Annotated in this window: 16 protein-coding genes; all 16 read right to left on the bottom strand. The window is 33.4% G+C overall.

The window, feature by feature from the left end; all coding sequences use genetic code 11:
* Positions 1-3: 3 nt before the first annotated feature.
* The gene (fabG, locus tag EAH81_RS02105) at positions 4-750 is read right to left on the bottom strand and encodes a 3-oxoacyl-[acyl-carrier-protein] reductase (RefSeq protein WP_140503206.1); all 747 of its coding nucleotides are present in this window, start codon (positions 748-750) and stop codon (positions 4-6) included.
* Positions 751-999: 249 nt separating this feature from the next.
* Complete coding sequence (locus EAH81_RS02100) at positions 1000-1248, bottom strand: hypothetical protein (RefSeq protein WP_140503204.1); 249 nt, start codon at positions 1246-1248, stop codon at positions 1000-1002.
* A gap of 175 nt (positions 1249-1423) precedes the next feature.
* On the bottom strand, positions 1424-2755 hold the full coding sequence (locus EAH81_RS02095; RefSeq protein WP_140503202.1) for a DUF4302 domain-containing protein: 1332 nt from the start codon (positions 2753-2755) through the stop codon (positions 1424-1426).
* A gap of 21 nt (positions 2756-2776) precedes the next feature.
* Positions 2777-3640 carry a substrate import-associated zinc metallohydrolase lipoprotein gene (locus EAH81_RS02090; RefSeq protein ID WP_140503200.1) on the bottom strand — a complete coding sequence of 288 codons (864 nt, stop codon included), beginning with the start codon at positions 3638-3640 and terminating at the stop codon, positions 2777-2779.
* A gap of 17 nt (positions 3641-3657) precedes the next feature.
* Entirely contained in the window at positions 3658-5160 is a 1503-nt protein-coding gene (locus tag EAH81_RS02085) for a RagB/SusD family nutrient uptake outer membrane protein (RefSeq protein ID WP_140503198.1), read from the bottom strand.
* Between the two features lie 11 nt (positions 5161-5171).
* Positions 5172-8912: a SusC/RagA family TonB-linked outer membrane protein gene (locus EAH81_RS02080; protein WP_140503196.1), complete on the bottom strand. Its 3741-nt coding sequence runs from the start codon at positions 8910-8912 to the stop codon at positions 5172-5174.
* A 304-nt stretch (positions 8913-9216) separates the two neighbouring features.
* The gene (locus tag EAH81_RS02075; protein ID WP_140503194.1) at positions 9217-10332 is read right to left on the bottom strand and encodes a FecR family protein; all 1116 of its coding nucleotides are present in this window, start codon (positions 10330-10332) and stop codon (positions 9217-9219) included.
* Between the two features lie 89 nt (positions 10333-10421).
* Positions 10422-11033, bottom strand: a complete 612-nt coding sequence (locus EAH81_RS02070) for an RNA polymerase sigma factor (RefSeq protein WP_140503192.1) — start codon at positions 11031-11033, stop codon at positions 10422-10424.
* Between the two features lie 455 nt (positions 11034-11488).
* Complete coding sequence (locus EAH81_RS02065) at positions 11489-11917, bottom strand: hypothetical protein (protein ID WP_099712377.1); 429 nt, start codon at positions 11915-11917, stop codon at positions 11489-11491.
* A gap of 154 nt (positions 11918-12071) precedes the next feature.
* Complete coding sequence (gene sucD / locus EAH81_RS02060) at positions 12072-12944, bottom strand: succinate--CoA ligase subunit alpha (RefSeq protein WP_140503190.1); 873 nt, start codon at positions 12942-12944, stop codon at positions 12072-12074.
* Positions 12945-13028: 84 nt separating this feature from the next.
* Positions 13029-13391 (bottom strand): nuclear transport factor 2 family protein, encoded by a 363-nt coding sequence (locus EAH81_RS02055; RefSeq protein ID WP_140503188.1) that lies wholly within the window; start codon positions 13389-13391, stop codon positions 13029-13031.
* A gap of 1 nt (position 13392) precedes the next feature.
* Positions 13393-14322, bottom strand: a complete 930-nt coding sequence (locus tag EAH81_RS02050; RefSeq protein WP_140503186.1) for a UDP-3-O-(3-hydroxymyristoyl)glucosamine N-acyltransferase — start codon at positions 14320-14322, stop codon at positions 13393-13395.
* 134 nt (positions 14323-14456) lie between these two features.
* Positions 14457-15023, bottom strand: coding sequence for an elongation factor P (gene efp / locus EAH81_RS02045; protein ID WP_089479142.1), 567 nt, complete (start codon positions 15021-15023; stop codon positions 14457-14459).
* Positions 15024-15114: 91 nt separating this feature from the next.
* The gene (gene lpxA, locus EAH81_RS02040) at positions 15115-15900 is read right to left on the bottom strand and encodes an acyl-ACP--UDP-N-acetylglucosamine O-acyltransferase (RefSeq protein ID WP_017497513.1); all 786 of its coding nucleotides are present in this window, start codon (positions 15898-15900) and stop codon (positions 15115-15117) included.
* A 74-nt stretch (positions 15901-15974) separates the two neighbouring features.
* On the bottom strand, positions 15975-17363 hold the full coding sequence (locus tag EAH81_RS02035; protein ID WP_099712873.1) for a bifunctional UDP-3-O-[3-hydroxymyristoyl] N-acetylglucosamine deacetylase/3-hydroxyacyl-ACP dehydratase: 1389 nt from the start codon (positions 17361-17363) through the stop codon (positions 15975-15977).
* Complete coding sequence (lpxD, locus tag EAH81_RS02030) at positions 17356-18399, bottom strand: UDP-3-O-(3-hydroxymyristoyl)glucosamine N-acyltransferase (RefSeq protein WP_140503184.1); 1044 nt, start codon at positions 18397-18399, stop codon at positions 17356-17358. The genes EAH81_RS02035 and lpxD overlap by 8 nt, the downstream gene beginning before the upstream one ends.
* Positions 18400-18404 lie beyond the last annotated feature (5 nt).

Genomic DNA, 18404 nt, shown 5'->3' with positions numbered 1-18404 from the left:
TTTTTAGGTTAACATTCCTCCGCAAACATTAAGGACTTGTCCTGTAACGTATGCACTCATGTCTGAAGCAAGGAAAAGACAAGCATTTGCTACATCTTCTACTGTTCCTCCACGTTTTAAAGGAATTCCTTCTCTCCATCCTTTTACTACATCTTCCGGTAATTTTGCTGTCATTTCGGTTTCTATAAATCCCGGTGCAATTGCATTACAACGAATATTACGGGAACCTAATTCTAATGCTACTGATTTTGTAAAACCAATTGCACCTGCTTTAGAAGCTGCATAGTTAGTTTGTCCAGCGTTTCCGGATACTCCGACTACTGAACTAATATTGATGATAGAACCCGCACGTTGTTTTAGAAATGTTCTTTGAATTGCTTTTGTCATATTAAATACTGACTTTAGATTGACATCAATAACCTGGTCAAAATCAGCTTCGGACATACGCATTAATAGGTTATCTTTTGTGATTCCGGCGTTGTTAATTAAAATATCAACAGTTCCAAAATCAGCCAAAACAGCATCAACAAAAGTTTGTGCTTCATTAAAATCGGCCGCATTTGACTGGTATCCTTTTGCTTTAATTCCTAAACTATTCAATTCTGCTTCTAAAGCTTCTGCAGACGCTACAGATGAGCTGTATGTAAAAGCAACGTTTGCACCATGTTTAGCAAAAACTTCTGCGATTCCTCTTCCAATTCCACGACTAGCGCCCGTAATGATGGCAACTTTTCCTTCTAGTAATTTCATATTCAAAATTAATTTTAATAATTGTTTGTAGCTATTCCTGCTATCCACTTGTATCTTTTTCTGTCTAAAGGAGCCAGTAAAAGGATACCGCTTCTATCAGGGCTATAAATGACTTGTCAAATATATGATAATTCCCTTTTTAAAAAAATAACAATTGTGTAATTTATGAATAAAGCAGATTTCTTAAAGCGAAAAGATAAAAAAAACCGTTTCATAAATTATGAAACGGTTCTAAAAGAAATAACTTTATTATAGGCATTCTATACCATCAATTGTTGCTTTGCATATTGGTTCAACCGGTTTTATTTGCGCCTCCATAATACATGGCCCATAATAAGGAAGTGGAGTCCAGGGAATGGTACATATAGCAGTTCCGTTGCCGTTGCCGCTGCCCATTACATTTTTTTGTTGATTAATACTAAGTACTTCAACTCCTCTAAGATTTAAAATTTTTTCTAACATAATAATCAGGTTGTTTAATATTGTATTCTCAATCATTTTATGTCTGTTGAGTTTCAGACGTAACAATAAATGGATTCATTAATATTTTGTAAATAAAAACCAAAAGTCACAATTAATTAAATTCTTGATATTATTCTATTCTTTAAAAAAGCGGCTCGATTGGAGCCGCTTTTTATCCAAAATCAAGAACAAAACTAAAAAAACTAAACTATTAAAATTTGTAATTCGTCAATCTAAACGGAGTGGCTGCACTTGCATAAGTGTAAATAACATTCGTATAGAAGATGGTAAACGATTCTTTTTTAAGATATAATCCTTTAGGATTTGTAATTTCATCATCTAAAACTTTCAAGAATGCTCTTGCTGCCGGAGTTCCTATCCAACCGTCATCAGTTAAGATGATTGTCTTATTTACAGCATCTTCACTAGTGGTGAAAAAATGATAGATAGTTGCTTTTCCTCCAGTAAATGTGTACGCGATGTAATTACCATTCAAAGGATCGTTGAAAGCTATCTGAACTCTCGCAATTTTTTGATTTGCTGGCAAAGCAGCATTTACCTGAGCTAATATTGCTTTAGCGTAAGGGGAGTTGGTAGCGGCACCAGATAAATTCGCAGCTATATATCCTATTGTAATTTGTCCTCCTCCTTCTAAAAATAGTTTGTAATCATCTGTTAATCTCGGAGGTGCATTTGTAAATTGAATAGTAGCTTTTGCACCGCTTGTTCCTGTTGCAACAAAACTTTTATCAGTTTCATTATAAACAAAATCCGTCAATTTTTGACTTCCTACGATAATTGCCGGTCTTACAGTTATTCCTGTTGGCGTAAAGGCAACTGCCAATTTAAGGGTTTCGGCATTTCCATCTTGCAAAGGAATTGCTGTTCCAAATCGAACTACGGAATTATAGTTAAGCTCGTATTTTTTAACTGTTGTTCCATCTGTAGTTTCAAGGGTTCTGAATAATGGGCTATTAATATCACCTGTTATGTTTTTGTTCATGATGGTGTTTCCTTTTAAATCGTCCCAATCCTGAGGTGTCGCTTTTACAAAACGAACTTCTTTTACGGTTCTATTGCTTTTGAAAACAAGGTCTCCGTTTTCCTGACCGTAAAATAAAAACTGAAAATCTCCCAAAAATCCTTTTCCTGCAGCGAGCGGTGAATTACCAGAATCTGACAATAAATGAATTTTATTTTCTGTCGTAAAAACGACACTCACGGTACTTCCTAATTGAATTTCATATTGACTATTATGTTTCTCTGTATCATCGTCAAAATCAGAAGCCATGTCTACTTTTCCGTTAGGCAAAAATTTGAACAAATGTGTAAATCCCCCTAATTGATTATCGTCAGTATAATAAACTGCTTTCCATCCGTCTTTGGCAGAAAGTAATAAATCGTCCAGTTCCTTTTTTTGTTTGTTTAAACGCTCTGTTGGCGAGTCTTCAAACTTTTGCTCGGCATCTGTGCTTACACAACTATTTACTTGCAACATCAAAATAATGAGCAATAAATACTTCAATATATTTTTAGTTTTCATAATTTATCTTTTGTTAAATTTTTAATCATTTAGAACCTTTGTGGTATTCTTTTGAGCTTCGTCTCTTAGCGCATAAAAATCTATATTAAAAGCATCTCTATAGTATTGAACTACTAGTGCTTCTTTTTGCTTTAATGCAGCAACTCCAGCCGGATTTGTAATGCTCGCCAATAATGCTGCATAATCTTCTTCTGAGTTTAACAAAATTATTGCTGCTGTTTCTGCAAAATCTTCTGTATAGTTTGATCTTGCATAAGCGCTTATAAAACCAAGTTCGTACGCTTCTTCATCTGAAATGCTAAAAGGGTCTGAGCTATAATCCTTTGGTGTTATTTTTGACCAGGCTTGTACATCAAATGTTTTAGTCTGATTTAAAATATGTACATATTCATGCTGAATTGTATGAATAAATTCGGTTACACTTGCGCGATCTTTCTTGTCTACATAATCAACCTGAAAAAGAGAAATTCTCTTTCCTCCTTCGGCTAAACCTAAAGTATTGGAGACATCATCCGGATTTACGTTTACGCCGCCTACCAAAACAAAATCTCTTGGTGCAATGATTTTAACAAAATCCTTTCCTCCTATTGTTGTATAACTGTCGATCCATATTTTCTTGATTATTTCTAATGCCGGCTGTACTTTGTCTATTGCCGGCGGAAATAAAAATCTATTATTATCTACTACATTTTGATTCCACTCATATTGCACGCTAATATTATAAGGATCAATATAGTTTGTATCAATCCATCTGTCTAAATCAGTTTTTACTTTTGGGGTAAAATTCAATAAACTTTCTGTTGGCTGGTCTTCCTGAGAACAAGATGCAAGTGTCAGAAGTCCAAGTACCAATGCTATATTTTTATATTGTTTAATTAATTTCATAATAGTGTAAATTAAATTTATCTCGGATTTTTTTCAATTCCATTGTTAGACGCATTTAGTGGTATTTGCACAGCACGACGCTTGTCATCTTTAACCAAAATATTAGTCTTAGCTATTTGTCCTTGTGAATTGTAGGTATTATGCTGTACAACCAAATTAAATCTTTTGATATCAAACCATCTTAGTCCTTCGTGCAAAAACTCTCTTCTTCTGGCTTCTGTAATTGCTTTAATAAATGAGGTTTGTTCTGCAGTAAGGGAATAAAACGGAGTGTATTCACCATCAATAACCGGATATTTATCATATACCATTTCTTTTGTCAATACATCTGAAGCATCATGTCCATCTGTTCTGGTTCCTAAAAAATATTCCAACTCTGAAGTCGCAACATCCAATTGATTTGTCATAACATGCGCTTCGATACGGTTTAAGAACATTTCATCGTTAGAAAATAACACAACTCCTGTGAATGGAAGTCCAATTTGTGCCGTAACATTTGTGTATTTAAAATACTCGCCAAATTTATACACCGCCACATTTGCTCCACTTGCACCTTGTATTGAAATATCAATTAACCAATCTTTATTGAATATATTAGTGTCGCTGCCAAGTATCTCATCTCTCTCTTTTGCTCTTGTAAAAGCAAATCTGTTACTACTTGTTGCTCTTCCGCAAATTGAACTTGGAAATCCTACTAAAAGGTTTGTAACCTGCGTGTTTTTTGCATATTCAATTGGTTTATTCGGAAAATCATAAGAGTTGTAAGCTACCCAGTCTCTAAGCTTTCCTACAGGTTTGTTTCCTAATCCATCAGTAAGTTCCAATACACGTTTCCAATCTCCTTTTGCAGTATAAAAACGGGCTGCAAAAGCTTTTGCAGCTTCTTTATTAAAGTGATATTTTAAATAATCTGTTCTGTATTCGTTGGTAGCATATTTTAAACCTTCTTCAATATCTGATTGTATTAAGTCAAAAACTTCTTTTACAGTACCACGTTTGTAAGTTGCAAGCAAAACAGTTTCTGGTTTTGTCACATATGGAATTCCTAAATCAGTTCCTGCTGTTGCAGGATTATAACGATTTGACCATATCGAAACCAACATAAAATGAGCATAAGCTCTGGCTAGCAAAGCTTCTCCTTTTTGAGGATTAAGATTTGGTGTGTTTCCAAGTTCTTCAATAGATGCCAATGCCTGATTTGCTGTTGCAATTGCTTTGTAAGCAGCATTCCAGTAAAAACCCTGAGTATCTCTGCCGGTTTGATCATCTTGTAAATCCCAATTGTAGCTTTGTGCGTTATTTATATTTACAAGTGAACTTTTATTATCAGATACGTTATCCGTCATCGTTTCGGTAAGCTCGATATAAGTACCGTCTGGATATGCAGCTGCCAATAATTCGGATATTTTTTCTGGTGTATCAATTTGCAATCTGTTATCTGGTGTTTCCGAAAGGAAATCATCGCAACTACTAACACCAACAAGTAGTACTAGAAATAAAGCTATTTTTATATTTTTCATAATCAATTATATTAAAATGAAAGGTTTATGGCAAATGTGTATTGTGATGTGATTGGAAAAGCTACACCTCCTGTGTTACGGAATTCCGGATCCTGACCGTTTAGTCTTTTATCAGAATAAATCAACCAAGGGTTTACTGCTGATCCTTTTAAAGTAAAGGTGCTTACTCCTAATTTTTTCTTGAAATCTTTAGGGAATTCCCATCCCAATGAGATATTTTTTAATCTCACGAAATCACCATCGGCAATTCTCACATCAGAATAATTATAGGTATTGTAAGCTTTTGCTAACGTGCGTTCTCCTCCATTATTTGCTATTAATCTTTTGTCTGCAATAACCGGAACATTTGTAAAGTTTTCATCTCCAGGATTTATCCAACGATTCGTAAAATCTTTTGTAAACACTGTCAAATCATCATAAACGCTATCATATACAGGGTTTAAACGAACTTTATTTCCTCCTGAACCTACAATAAACACATATAAAGACCAACTTTTGTAAGTAAAAGTATTCGCTAAACCTATAGATTTATTTGGCTCAATAGAACCTTCATATTTCAGGTATTTAGTGACATCATTTGTATCCTGAAAATCAGCATCTGTCATATTGTTTTCTGCACCATCCTGTAATTTGAAAGTTGGCAATCCCTGATTATTTAATCCTGTAAAATCATACGAATAAATAGAGTTTCTAGGAGATCCCAAAGCGTTTCCGCCGTTTCCGTTTACTAAGCTGAAAGCAGATGGCTTATTCTGTAATTTTGTGATTTTTTGATCGTAAACAGAGAAATTAAGTGTTGTCGACCATCTAAAATTATTTGTTACAATATTCTGAGTTGTAAAACCTATCTCAAGACCTTTAGTTCTCATATCGGCATTATTACCTTGCTTAATACTTTCTCCTCCAACTCCTGAAGTTGTTACAAAATCAACCAAATCAAAGGCATTACGAGTATAAACATCCGTTACAAATTGTACTCTGTTATTAAACATTCCTAAATCTAAACCAATGTTAGTTTCGTATTGTTTTTCCCAGGTTAAATCACCGTTTTGTAATTCATCAATCGATATTGCAGATTCTCTGTTTGCAAGAGAAAGACGGTCCGTAATAAAACTTTTGTAAATCGCCAATGAGTTTGTTGCCGGTCCCGCAGTAGCTGTAAGTCCATAAGAAGCTCTTAATGCTAAATTGTTTATAGATTTAACATTTTTCATGAAATTTTCTTCCGTAATATTCCATTTTCCACTTACAGTATAAGTTGGTAACCATCTGTTAGAACCGCTGTTTCCTTGTCTGTTAGAACCATCATAACGACCTGTAAGAGAAGCTGTATAACGACGATCATAAGTATATCCTACTTTTCCGAAGAAACCAACTGTTCTTTCTCTTTCAGCATCAAAACCATAGTAAGAATCACCATCATTTACGATTTTAGAAATCAATCTAGGATCAATAAAAGGTGTAAGCCCTCTGTCAAACTGAAGTCCAACTGCAGTAAAATTGTCGCTATTTCTATCTACTGATCTAAGTTCTGTACCAAAGAAACCTTCTAATTCGTGTTTTTCATTTAATGTATTTCTATAATTAACACTATTTCTAATGTTATAAGAAGTCATATCATTTGTGAATTTTCTTAAAAATCCTCCATTTGGAAGCACAGATACTTTTGGTGCTGTCAAATTATCCGGATCACGGTACAAAAAGATATTTGCATCCTGAACGATTGAATTTTCTCCTTCTACACTTAATGCAGTACCGGCTTTGTAAGCGGCAGCAACATTTGAATCTTCATAAATTTTATGTTCTCTCGAAGTATTGGCGTATCTGGCTGAACCTGTAAGATTATAAGTTAAATGAGGATTAATTTTATATTCTAAATCCAATTGAAAACGAATATCATTTACTTTAATATCCAGTGTATTATTATTAAGTTCATTAATAATATTCATTGGAGCCCAGTTATTTCTGTAATATTCTAAATTTCCATTATCATCATATGGTCTTAAAGTTCTGCTTGTATTTAAAACATACTTAAAAGGGTTGATATCAAACTCTCTGTTTACACTTCCGTATACAGGATCTGATTTGCTCTCGTAACTTCCCGGCGCCATTTGGTTACGTATGGAACCCATTGTAGATAAGGTAATATTTAATTTATCATTAATAAAAAATGTACCTTTTATGTTTGAAGTTAATTGTTTTACATTATCTGCAATAGTCCAGCCCGGATCTGAATAATATCCAAGAGAAGCATAGAAGGTATTGTTTTTTCCACCGCCTGAAAAGCTCAAAGAGTGATTTTGAGTGATAGATGGTCTAAATAAAACATTAAACCAATCTGTATTTCCTAATTCGTATTTCTTTAAAAATTGATTACGGCTAACTTCATCATTTCTAACTCCAAACTGACCTCCTGTTTTATTGTAAGTATCAATTTGTTTTGCCATAATATTATAAACTCCTCCAAATCTTCCGTTAAGTGATGACGCGATTTCCAAAAATCCTTTACCGTCTCCGCTATATCCTTCCAATTCTTTTAAAATACTCATAGATTCCTGAGAATTTAAAATGTCATATTGAGAATAACTAGGAACAGTTCTTACTGTGTTTTCAACAGAATAACTCACTTTTAATGGTGAATCTCTTCGTCCTTGTTTTGTCGTTACAACTACAACTCCGTTTAAAGATCTTGAACCATAAATAGAAGTTGCCGATGCATCTTTTAGAATTTCTACACTCTGAATATCATTCGCATTTAAACCTGCTACAGAAGAACTTAACAATGTTTCAGAATTTCCTGAGGCCAAATCAGAAAACGAAATATTAATAATATCTTCCTGAACAACACCGTCAATAACCCATAAAGGTTTTGTATCTCCAAAAATTGATGAAGATCCACGAACCGTAATTTTTGGTGCTGTACCAAAAGTTCCAGTTACGTTCTGAACTGTTACCCCTGCTGCTTTTCCTTCAATCATTCTACTAACATCCACAACACCGTCAACCTTCAATTCAGTTGCTGAAATTTTGCTTATAGCACCGGTAAAGGTTCTTTTAGATGTTTTTTCGTAACCTGTAGTTACTACAACTTCTTTTAAATTTTGCCCCAATTCATTCAAAACAATCGTTGGTGTAGTATTGTTTGTATCAATTTCTTTTGTCTCCATACCTACATAAGAAATGATAAGTTTAGTGCTGTTAGCTGGCATTTCGATAGTAAAATAACCATCAAAATCTGTTAATACAGCCATTTTAGTTCCTTTTGCCAATACTGTCGCACCAGGCAAAGGGTTTCCTCCTGAATCTGTTACTTTTCCTTTGATAATTGGACCCGCAGTTAATATTTCTAATAATGAATCGGGAGTATCTGTGTTTGTAAACGGATTTACAACATTTTTTTGCAAAATAATCTGATTACTAACTTCTGCATATGTGATATTAAACGGAAGCAATACTCTGTTTAGAATACTTGCCAATGTTTCCTGATTAGCCTCAATACTCACTTTTTGGTTTAATTGTGGTAATCTGGAATTATAAGAAAATTTTACATGCGCAGACTTTTCAATTTTAGATAATGCATTATCCAAAGTCAAATTCTCAACTGTAATTGTGACTTTGGTATCTAATTTTTTTTGCCCATTTACATCGTTTGCCATTGCAACACTTGAAAACACAAGTGCAAGGACAAACTGAAATAGTGTTATTTTCATGATTCGATGGAGTAATCGTTGTTTAACAACTGGTTTTTTCATAATTTTGGTTTGTTTTGATTAATACTGATTCGAGTGTATTTTAAGAAACGTACTGAATGACTCTTTACAGAGAGAAATTCAATTTTAATAAGTGTCGAAATGTTACAGCATTTCGGCACTTTTTTTATGCATCATCTTTTACATAGGCATTTTTGGTTTTTTTCTGGTTTTTAGTTTATAATTTGGTTTTGGTTTGTTTCAAAAGAAATAAATTACAATCTCACTTAAAAAAGAAAGGATTTACTTCAAAATATTATTTTCCAGTGCTAATTTTATCTTGTATAATTACAGTTATACATTGAAATTAATTACAGCCTTGTGATATTATAATAACTTGATTTCCGTTCATTTCAAAACTGGTGTTATTGCCAATGCTTTTACAGACAATTTTTAATTTCTCGGTCAAAGGCTGGTCGCTCAGTGAAGTAGTAAGATGACAATCCTTTAATTTGTCTTTAGGATAATCAATATCTACTAAATAAGCCTGCTCGATTGTTTCAAAAATCTGAGAAACAGGAATATCGCTAAACTCAAAACTTAACTGTTCAATATTTCCAACGCTTTGAGCCAGTTCAACATCCTGAGTAATATTTGTGATTTTATTGAATTTTAGATCATTACGCACAAATCGCAATGCCTGATTAGGAAGTAAAATGATCTCTTCATGATCTGATTTTGAAATCATTTCGTTAGACCTAACCTTAACTTTACCGGTGCGAACAAGAACTTCAACGTCAGGTTGATCAGAGTAAGCTTTGACCCTAAAACTAGTTCCAACAACCTTTGTGACAATCTCGTTTGCATAAACGTAAAAAGGTTTTTTAGGATTTTTACTAATTTCAAAGAAACCTTCGCCGGATAAATACACCTTTCTTTCGTTTCCGGTAAAGATTTTAGGATAACTTAATTTACTATTGGGCTGTAATAAAACCGAACTGCCATCGGATAATGTAATAATTTGCGGTTTGTCTGAATTGTTGGTTTGCTCCACTAATCCTTCGCTATTTTCATCAATAAGTTCTTTGTAGGTAACCACTTTATTATCTGTGTGGAAATAATTTTTATAAGACCAAACCGATATTAATCCAAAAATTAAAGTTGCTGCAACTCCGTTTAGAAAGCATTTTCTAAGGAATTTTACATTTGAATTTTCCGATAAATCTTTTTGATTTTCTTTTTCTTCAATTTTCAGCCAAGTCGTTTCTAACGCTCTGCGAATATCTGAAGTTGACAATTTTGAATCCGGAACTTTCATCGCCAACAATAAGTGTCGTGCATCTTCGACTAATTTTGCACGTTGACGACTTTCTAAAGTCCACTCTTCCCAACCATCATTGTCGATTTTTAATAAAATCCACGACTGGAATGATTCATCAGATAAAAAATCTTCTATTTCGGTATATGTATTACGTTTTTGCATCTAAAAATAAGGTTACAAAAACATAGAGGACACTTCTTTGATTATATACTCACCAAATTGTGATTTTTTTTATATTTCTTTAAATAAAATTAAAAACTACTTGAAGATAGTAGTAGAAATAATGAAAAAGTACCCTTCCATTCTTTGCGAAGGGCAAGCAAACCGCGATACAACAAATTACTCGCCGATTGGTAATTTACATCCAGCATTTCGGCAATTTGTTCCACACTAAGTCCTTGATGATATCTTAGATACAAAGCTTCTTTTTGGCGAGGAGGTAATTCGTTTAATAATTTATTCAGGTAAGTAACTTTTTCCTTAGTAGCATAATCATCATCTATAAATTCATGCTCTACAGAAAACTCCAGTAAAAATGCAATAGAATCTGTGTTTGTTGCTTTGCGAAAAATATGATCACGTTCATGCAGTCTTGCAATTCTCTTGCGTACACTTGATAATAAATAAGCTTTTACCACCACTGAATGCTGCAATGAATTGCGATAAACCCAAATGTCCGTAAAAACATCCTGAATACAATCCTGTACTTTTTCATGATACGGAGAAAGTGAATTGCCATAACTCACCAAATCGGCATAATATCTTTCAAACAACATCGAAAATGATTTTTCGTCCCCTTCTTTTAGACTAGTCCAAAGGGTAATATCATCAAAGGTGCTAAATTCTACGGTTGAGGTTTTCATGGTAATAGTGGCTGATACTTAAAACAAACTTTTTTTACTTAATACAAAGAATATGTTTTTTTAACATTATCTTTTGGTTTTGTGCGATAAATATATAAAAGCAAATATTTAAAACCAATTTTTTTACATAAAAGAAGCAGTTTCCTAATACAAGAAAACTGCTTCTTTATGCGGTTTAGTTCATCTAAACCTTGTTATTTATATCTTAATTTTATTTTGTTAAATGTATAAATTGTGGGATTTTACTACTGTAAATCTCAACTAAAATTCCTTTAATTACTATCTTCGGTTAGCCAGTCCAATGAGTTGCACGTAAGTTAAAAACATTAAAACTATTTTACATGTCACAAAAATGGCGGTTTATAGATCATAAATTCAATGAGAAATATATAAAAGTAAAAAAGCCTTACTAAATAAATAGTAAGGCTTTCGATAAATGGTATAAAAATAGCTTTTTAAAAAGCTACATTCCATCTTGGTAATTTTGCATTTTCATCTAGGAAGTTTTGCAAAACTTGTCCTTCAACAGTCGTAGGAATTCCTTTTACATCAGCATTAAAAGTTTCGTACCAAACTACTTCAAGAGCATCGATATTTTCTAATTTCATTTGTGCTGGCCAAGAATATTTTCTACCAGTTTTAGCAAATTGGTGTCCGTTTACGATTTTATCGTATAAACCACCATTTTTACTTTTTAAAGTTCCATCATTTTGAACAGTTCCTGTAGAACCAACCATGATTAATTCTTTTGCATCTCCTTCAACAGCATAAACTACAAAAACTCCTGCACCGGATTCCGGAGCATTACAAGTTTGTTCTAAACTATCTTCGATTGTAAAAGTAAAACTATTGCTTACTTTAAACTTTTCTAATTCTTTGTACATATTTCTTTTTTTTAAGCTTCTATCCCGAAGTTTTGGGACTTCGAATCTGAGTTGCTAAGTTTTAAATTAAATTCCAATTATTTTAAAAATGTAAAAAAGTCTCAACAAGATATTGAGACTTTTTTTTGGAATTTTTTATTTTGAATATTGGAGATTATCCAAGTACTTCTTTTACTTTTTTACCAATTTCAGCTGGTGAATCAACAACGTGAATTCCGTTGTCTCTCATGATTTGTTTTTTAGCAGCAGCTGTATCATCAGAACCACCAACAATAGCACCTGCGTGACCCATTGTTCTACCAGCAGGAGCAGTTTCTCCAGCGATAAAACCAACAACTGGTTTACGGTTACCATCAGCTCTTACCCATCTTGCAGCATCAGCTTCAAGTTGACCACCGATTTCACCAATCATAATGATGATTTCAGTTTCAGGATCGTTCATTAATAATTCAACAGCTTCTTTTGTTGTAGTTCCAATAATTGGATCTCCACCAATACCAATAGCTGTAGTGATTCCTAAACCTTGTTTTACAACCTGGTCAGCAGCTTCATAAGTTAAAGTTCCTGATTTAGAAACGATACCAACTGTTCCTTTTTTGAAAACGAAACCTGGCATAATACCAACTTTAGCTTCACCCGGAGTGATAACTCCCGGACAGTTTGGCCCGATTAATCTAGAATTTCTTTCTTTAACATAATTATTTGCTTTAATCATATCTGCTACAGGAATTCCTTCTGTAATAGCAATAATTACTTTAATTCCAGCATCAGCAGCTTCCATAATTGCATCAGCAGCAAAAGCTGGCGGAACAAAAATGATAGAGGTATCAGCTCCAGCTTGCTCAACAGCGTCTTTTACTGTGTTAAAAACCGGACGATCTAAATGGCTAGTTCCACCTTTTCCAGGAGTAACACCACCCACAACATTAGTACCGTACTCAATCATTTGAGAAGCGTGGAAAGTTCCTTCGCTTCCTGTAAATCCTTGAACAATTATTTTGGAATCTTTATTAACTAAAACACTCATGATATATATTTTATGTAGTTTTTAAAATTGTGATGCAAAAGTAAGGTTTTGTAACGTATTTTAACCTTTTTGTCTTCAAAAAAATCAAGAAAATTGACTCATTTGATAACCACGATATAATTTATCGTCTTTTATTTGCCAAATTGTAGAAAAATGGGCTAATAACATCTCTTCTCTTGGGTTTTCAATCGTTTTTACAAAATGCGAATAACGAATTGAAACTAAATCCTCTTCTGCAATAATATGGCTAATTCTGACCTTAGAACGCACATACGCACGACTTAGCTCATTTGCCATATCTAACATTGAATTGTAATCCATCTCGATCAATCCTTTAGTGCTGTTCCAATCCAATTTTACATCAGGATGTAAATAAATTTTCATGATTTCACTATCAATTAAGGCATCTGACTTGTAAAATTTTTGAACAAATTCTTTAATAGACATATTATTTCAATTTATTTAAAATTTCAGGAATCTTTTTGATATTAGCCAATTGTTTTAGCTTTTCTCTTGATTCTTCGATTGGAGTTCCAAAATAAGATTTTCCCCCTTCAACCGATTTAGTAACACCCGTTTGCCCCATAATAACAGCCTTCGCTCCTATCGTGATTCCGCTGGTTGTTCCTACTTGTCCCCAGATTGTAACTTCGTCTTCAATAACCACACAACCTGCAATACCTGTTTGTGAAGCAATTAAACATTTTTTTCCAATCACAGTATCATGTCCAACATGCACCTGATTATCCAATTTTGTTCCCTCGCCTATTGTGGTATCACCTGTTACACCTTTGTCAATAGTACAAAGCGCACCAATACCAACATTATCTTCAATTACAACTCTTCCGCCAGAAATTAACTGATCAAAACCATCCGGACGTTTTTTGTAATAAAATGCATCGGCGCCCAAAATAGTTCCCGCATGAATCATTACATTATTTCCAATTACGGTATGATCGTAAATAGTAACATTTGGATGAATCACACAGTTTTTACCAATTGTAACGTTGTTTCCAACAAAACAATTGGGTTGTATTACAGTACCTTCTCCAATAGTTGCAGAAAGAGCTATCGATACATTTGTTGCCTGAAAAGGTCTGAAATGTTTGGTTAGTGTATTAAAATCTCTGAAAGGATCATCAGAAATCAGAAGTGCTTTACCTTCCGGACAATCTACTTTTTTATTAATTAAAACAATAGTAGCTGCTGATTGTAAAGCTTTGTCATAATATTTGGGATGGTCTACAAAAACTATATCTCCTGGCTCCACAACATGAATTTCGTTCATGCCTGAAACCGGAAAATTTGGGTCACCTATAAATTCGCACTCAAGCAAATTTGCAATTTCTTGTAAAGAATGAATCTTTGGAAATTTCATATATTTAAATTAGAAAATTTGTCAATTAGAAAATGTGCCAATTAGAAATGTGTCAATCAGAAAATGAATGCTCAAAATTGTGATTATTCACTAATTTTCTAATTGACTCATTGACAAATTATCTAATTAAAAAACTACTCTTTTACACGCTCCATGTAATTCCCTGAAGCTGTATCAATTTTAATTTTATCACCTTCGTTGATGAACAAAGGAACGTTTACAGAAGCACCAGTTTCTACCGTAGCAGATTTTGTTGCATTTGTAGCTGTATTTCCTTTAACTCCCGGTTCAGCATAAGTAACTTCAAGAATTACAGATGATGGCATATCTACTGATAAAGGCAAATCAGTTTCAGTGTTTACCTGAACCATTACACTTGTTCCTTCTTTCAATAATCCCGGAGCATCCAAAATATTTTTATTCAAAGAAATTTGCTCAAAAGATTCTGTGTTCATAAAATGAAATTCATCTCCTTCAGCATATAAAAACTGATAATTATGCGTTTCTACACGCACATCTTCTATTTTATGTCCTGCAGAAAATGTATTATCTAAGACTCTTCCTGTAGTTAAACTTCTCAATTTTGTTCTTACGAAAGCAGGACCTTTTCCAGGTTTTACGTGAAGAAATTCAACAATTTTATAAATATCGTGATTGAATTTAATACACAATCCGTTTCTAATATCTGATGTAGATGCCATTTGTTTTCTTTTTTATTTTTTGTTAAATCGTTTAATTGTTTATTTGTTTATTCGATTAAACGACTAAACAAATAAACAATTAAACTTTATTTTAATAGTTTCCTGAATAACCTTTCATGATTCCTCGTGATGAGTTTCTGATAAAATCCAGAATTTCATCTCTCTCAGGAGTAGCTTCCATTTCGGCTTCAATAATACTTAAAGCTTGTGTTGTATTATAATTCTTTTGGTATAGAATTCTGTAAATTTCCTGAATTTCTCTGATTTTCTCTGTACTAAAACCTCTTCTTCTTAAACCTACTGAATTGATTCCTACGTATGATAATGGCTCTTTTGCAGCTTTTGTATAAGGAGGAACATCTTTTCTAACCAAAGATCCACCAGAAATCATAGCGTGATCTCCAATATGAATAAATTGATGAATTGCTGCCAAACCACCAATTACGGCGTGATTACCAACAACTACGTGACCTGCCAAAGCTACTCCGTTTACGATTATGGCATTATTACCAATCTCGCAATCGTGTGCAATGTGTGCATAAGCCATAACTAAACAATTGTTTCCTAGAATAGTTTGCCCTGAAGCAACCGTACCTCTATTGATAGTAACACATTCTCTAATGGTACAATTATCTCCAATAATAGCAAGAGAATCTTCTCCGCCAAATTTTAAATCTTGTGGCACTGCAGAAATTACCGCTCCTGGAAAAATATTACAATTTTTTCCAATACGAGCACCTTCCATAATGGTCACATTTGAACCAATCCAAGTACCATCACCAATAATAACATTATTGTGAATTGTTGTAAAAGGTTCTATTACAACGTTTTTAGCGATTTTGGCGCCGGGATGAACATATGCTAATGGTTGATTCATCTGTATGTTTTATATTTTAAATTAAAATAGTCTAATTTGGGCAACAAACGTAAACAATAAAATCGATTAAATTATTATTGTTTTCTTGCAATTTGAGCCATTAATTCTGCCTCAGTTACTAATTTTCCGTTTGCGTAAGCATTTGCCTGCATATGACAGATTCCTCTTCTTATAGGAGAAATCAATTCACATTTGAAAATTAAGGTATCGCCAGGCAAAACTTTGTGTTTAAATTTAACATTATCAATTTTCATGAAATATGTCAAATAATTCTCAGGATCCGGAACTGTGCTTAAAACCAAAATCCCTCCTGTTTGTGCCATTGCTTCAACAATTAAAACTCCTGGCATAACTGGCGCTTCAGGAAAATGTCCTACAAAGAAATTCTCATTCATTGTTACATTTTTCATTCCTACCACATGACTATCCGACATTTCTATAATTCTATCGATCAATAAAAATGGTGGTCTGTGTGGCAATACAGCCATGATTTTATGAATATCCATCAATGGTTCCAAATTTAAGTCATAAACCGGCACATGGTTTCTTTGCTCAATTTTGATGATTTTTGCTAATTTTTTGGCAAACTGTGTATTTACATAGTGACCTGGTTTATTAGCAATAATTTTTCCTTGAATTCTAACTCCAATCAAAGATAAATCCCCAACAACGTCAAGCAATTTATGTCTTGCAGCTTCGTTTGGATAATGTAAAGTCAGGTTGTCTAAAACTCCGTTTGGCTTAACAGAAATCTTGTCTTTTCCAAAAGCTTTCTTTAAATTTTCCATTGTAGCATCAGATATTTCTTTATCTACATATACAATAGCGTTGTTTAAATCTCCACCTTTAATTAATCCGTTTTCCAAAAGAGATTCTAACTCATGTAAGAAACTAAAAGTTCTGGAATTAGCAATTTCGTCTTTAAAATCGGCTATACTTTTCATAGTTGCATTTTGAGTACCTAAAACTTTAGTACCAAAATCCACCATTGCAGTTACTTGATAATCATCACTTGGCATAACCAAAATCTCGCTTCCGGTAGTTTCATCAGTAAATGAAATAACTTCTTTTACTACATAAACATTACGTTTAGCATCTTGTTCTTCGATTCCGGCATTTTCAATTGCTTCAACAAAATATTTTGAAGAACCATCCATAATTGGAAGTTCAGAAGCGTTTAATTCAATAATAACATTATCCAAATCACATCCAACTAATGCAGCCAAAACGTGCTCTGGTGTTTGAATTTTTACACCTAGTTTTTCTAAATTAGTACCTCTTTGTGTATTTACAACATAGTTCGCATCAGCCTCAATGACTGGTTGACCTTGCAAATCTACTCTTACAAAAGTGAAACCATTATTAATTGGAGCTGGTTTAAAAGTCATTGTAACTTCTTTCCCAGTATGTAATCCAACTCCTGTTAGTGAAATTTCATTCTTGATGGTCTTCTGTTTAACCATTATTTCCATTTTTTGGGTTTATTATTTGTTTTTTTAATTCTTCAATTTCGGTTACGATTTTAGGCAAGTTTCTGAAATGAACATACGATTTATTAAAATCACTATATCCAAGTGATGGTGAGCCTTGTAAAACTTCATCATCCTTAATGTTTCTTGCAACTCCTGATTGAGCCTGTAATCTAACATTATTACCTATAATCAAATGACCTGCGATACCAACTTGCCCGCCAATCATACAGTTTTCTCCAATTTTTGTAGAACCGGCAACACCTGATTGTGCTGCAATCACAGTATTTTTACCAATTTCTACATTATGGGCAATCTGAATTTGATTGTCTAATTTAACTCCTTGTCTAATAATCGTAGAACCCAGAGTTGCTCTGTCTATTGTAGTATTAGCTCCAATATCAACATTATCTTCTATGATAACATTGCCAATTTGCGGTACTTTACTATATACTCCTTCTTCGTTAGGGACAAAACCAAAACCATCAGCACCAATAATAGTTCCTGAATGAATCGTACAATTATTTCCAATTATCGTTTCAGAATAAATTTTGGCGCCTGCAAAAATATATACATTATCGCCAATAACAACATTATCACCAATAAAACTGTTAGGATAAATTTTTACATTGTCACCCAGAACTACATTTTGTCCTATATAACTAAAGCTCCCGAGGTATAAATTTTCTCCATGTTTAGTTCCTTCAGACATAAAAGACTGTGGTTCTATTCCGTTTTTATTCAATTTTACCTGATTGTAAAATTCTAAAAGCTTAGAAAAGGAAGCATAAGCATCCTCTACTTTTATTAAAGTTGTTGTAACTTCCTGTTCAGGTATAAAGCTATCATTAACAATTGTTACCGAAGCTTTTGTAGTATATATGTAGTTGATATATTTAGGATTAGCCAAAAAAGTAAGTGAACCTTCCTCGCCTTCTTCGATTTTAGATAACCGGGAAACTTCTGCATTGGGATTCCCAACAACTTCTCCTTCTAAAATCCCTGCTATTTGTTCTGCTGTAAATTTCATTGCGA

The sequence above is a fragment of the Flavobacterium pectinovorum genome (assembly GCF_006438875.1).
Taxonomy (GTDB): Bacteria; Bacteroidota; Bacteroidia; order Flavobacteriales; family Flavobacteriaceae; genus Flavobacterium; species Flavobacterium pectinovorum_A.
The sequence above is the reverse complement of the archived record's forward strand: the minus strand, read 5'-3'. Positions and strand labels throughout refer to the sequence as shown.

Excerpts from the sequence above, each read along its gene's own strand:
- fabG (WP_140503206.1), bottom strand. The coding sequence starts at position 750 with ATGAAATTACTAGAAGGAAAAGTTGCCATCATTACGGGCGCTAGTCGT.
- EAH81_RS02100 (WP_140503204.1), bottom strand. The coding sequence starts at position 1,248 with ATGATTGAGAATACAATATTAAACAACCTGATTATTATGTTAGAAAAA.
- EAH81_RS02095 (WP_140503202.1), bottom strand. The coding sequence starts at position 2,755 with ATGAAAACTAAAAATATATTGAAGTATTTATTGCTCATTATTTTGATG.
- EAH81_RS02090 (WP_140503200.1), bottom strand. The coding sequence starts at position 3,640 with ATGAAATTAATTAAACAATATAAAAATATAGCATTGGTACTTGGACTT.
- EAH81_RS02085 (WP_140503198.1), bottom strand. The coding sequence starts at position 5,160 with ATGAAAAATATAAAAATAGCTTTATTTCTAGTACTACTTGTTGGTGTT.
- EAH81_RS02080 (WP_140503196.1), bottom strand. The coding sequence starts at position 8,912 with ATGAAAAAACCAGTTGTTAAACAACGATTACTCCATCGAATCATGAAA.
- EAH81_RS02075 (WP_140503194.1), bottom strand. The coding sequence starts at position 10,332 with ATGCAAAAACGTAATACATATACCGAAATAGAAGATTTTTTATCTGAT.
- EAH81_RS02070 (WP_140503192.1), bottom strand. The coding sequence starts at position 11,033 with ATGAAAACCTCAACCGTAGAATTTAGCACCTTTGATGATATTACCCTT.
- EAH81_RS02065 (WP_099712377.1), bottom strand. The coding sequence starts at position 11,917 with ATGTACAAAGAATTAGAAAAGTTTAAAGTAAGCAATAGTTTTACTTTT.
- sucD (WP_140503190.1), bottom strand. The coding sequence starts at position 12,944 with ATGAGTGTTTTAGTTAATAAAGATTCCAAAATAATTGTTCAAGGATTT.
- EAH81_RS02055 (WP_140503188.1), bottom strand. The coding sequence starts at position 13,391 with ATGTCTATTAAAGAATTTGTTCAAAAATTTTACAAGTCAGATGCCTTA.
- EAH81_RS02050 (WP_140503186.1), bottom strand. The coding sequence starts at position 14,322 with ATGAAATTTCCAAAGATTCATTCTTTACAAGAAATTGCAAATTTGCTT.
- efp (WP_089479142.1), bottom strand. The coding sequence starts at position 15,023 with ATGGCATCTACATCAGATATTAGAAACGGATTGTGTATTAAATTCAAT.
- lpxA (WP_017497513.1), bottom strand. The coding sequence starts at position 15,900 with ATGAATCAACCATTAGCATATGTTCATCCCGGCGCCAAAATCGCTAAA.
- EAH81_RS02035 (WP_099712873.1), bottom strand. The coding sequence starts at position 17,363 with ATGGTTAAACAGAAGACCATCAAGAATGAAATTTCACTAACAGGAGTT.
- lpxD (WP_140503184.1), bottom strand. The coding sequence starts at position 18,399 with ATGAAATTTACAGCAGAACAAATAGCAGGGATTTTAGAAGGAGAAGTT.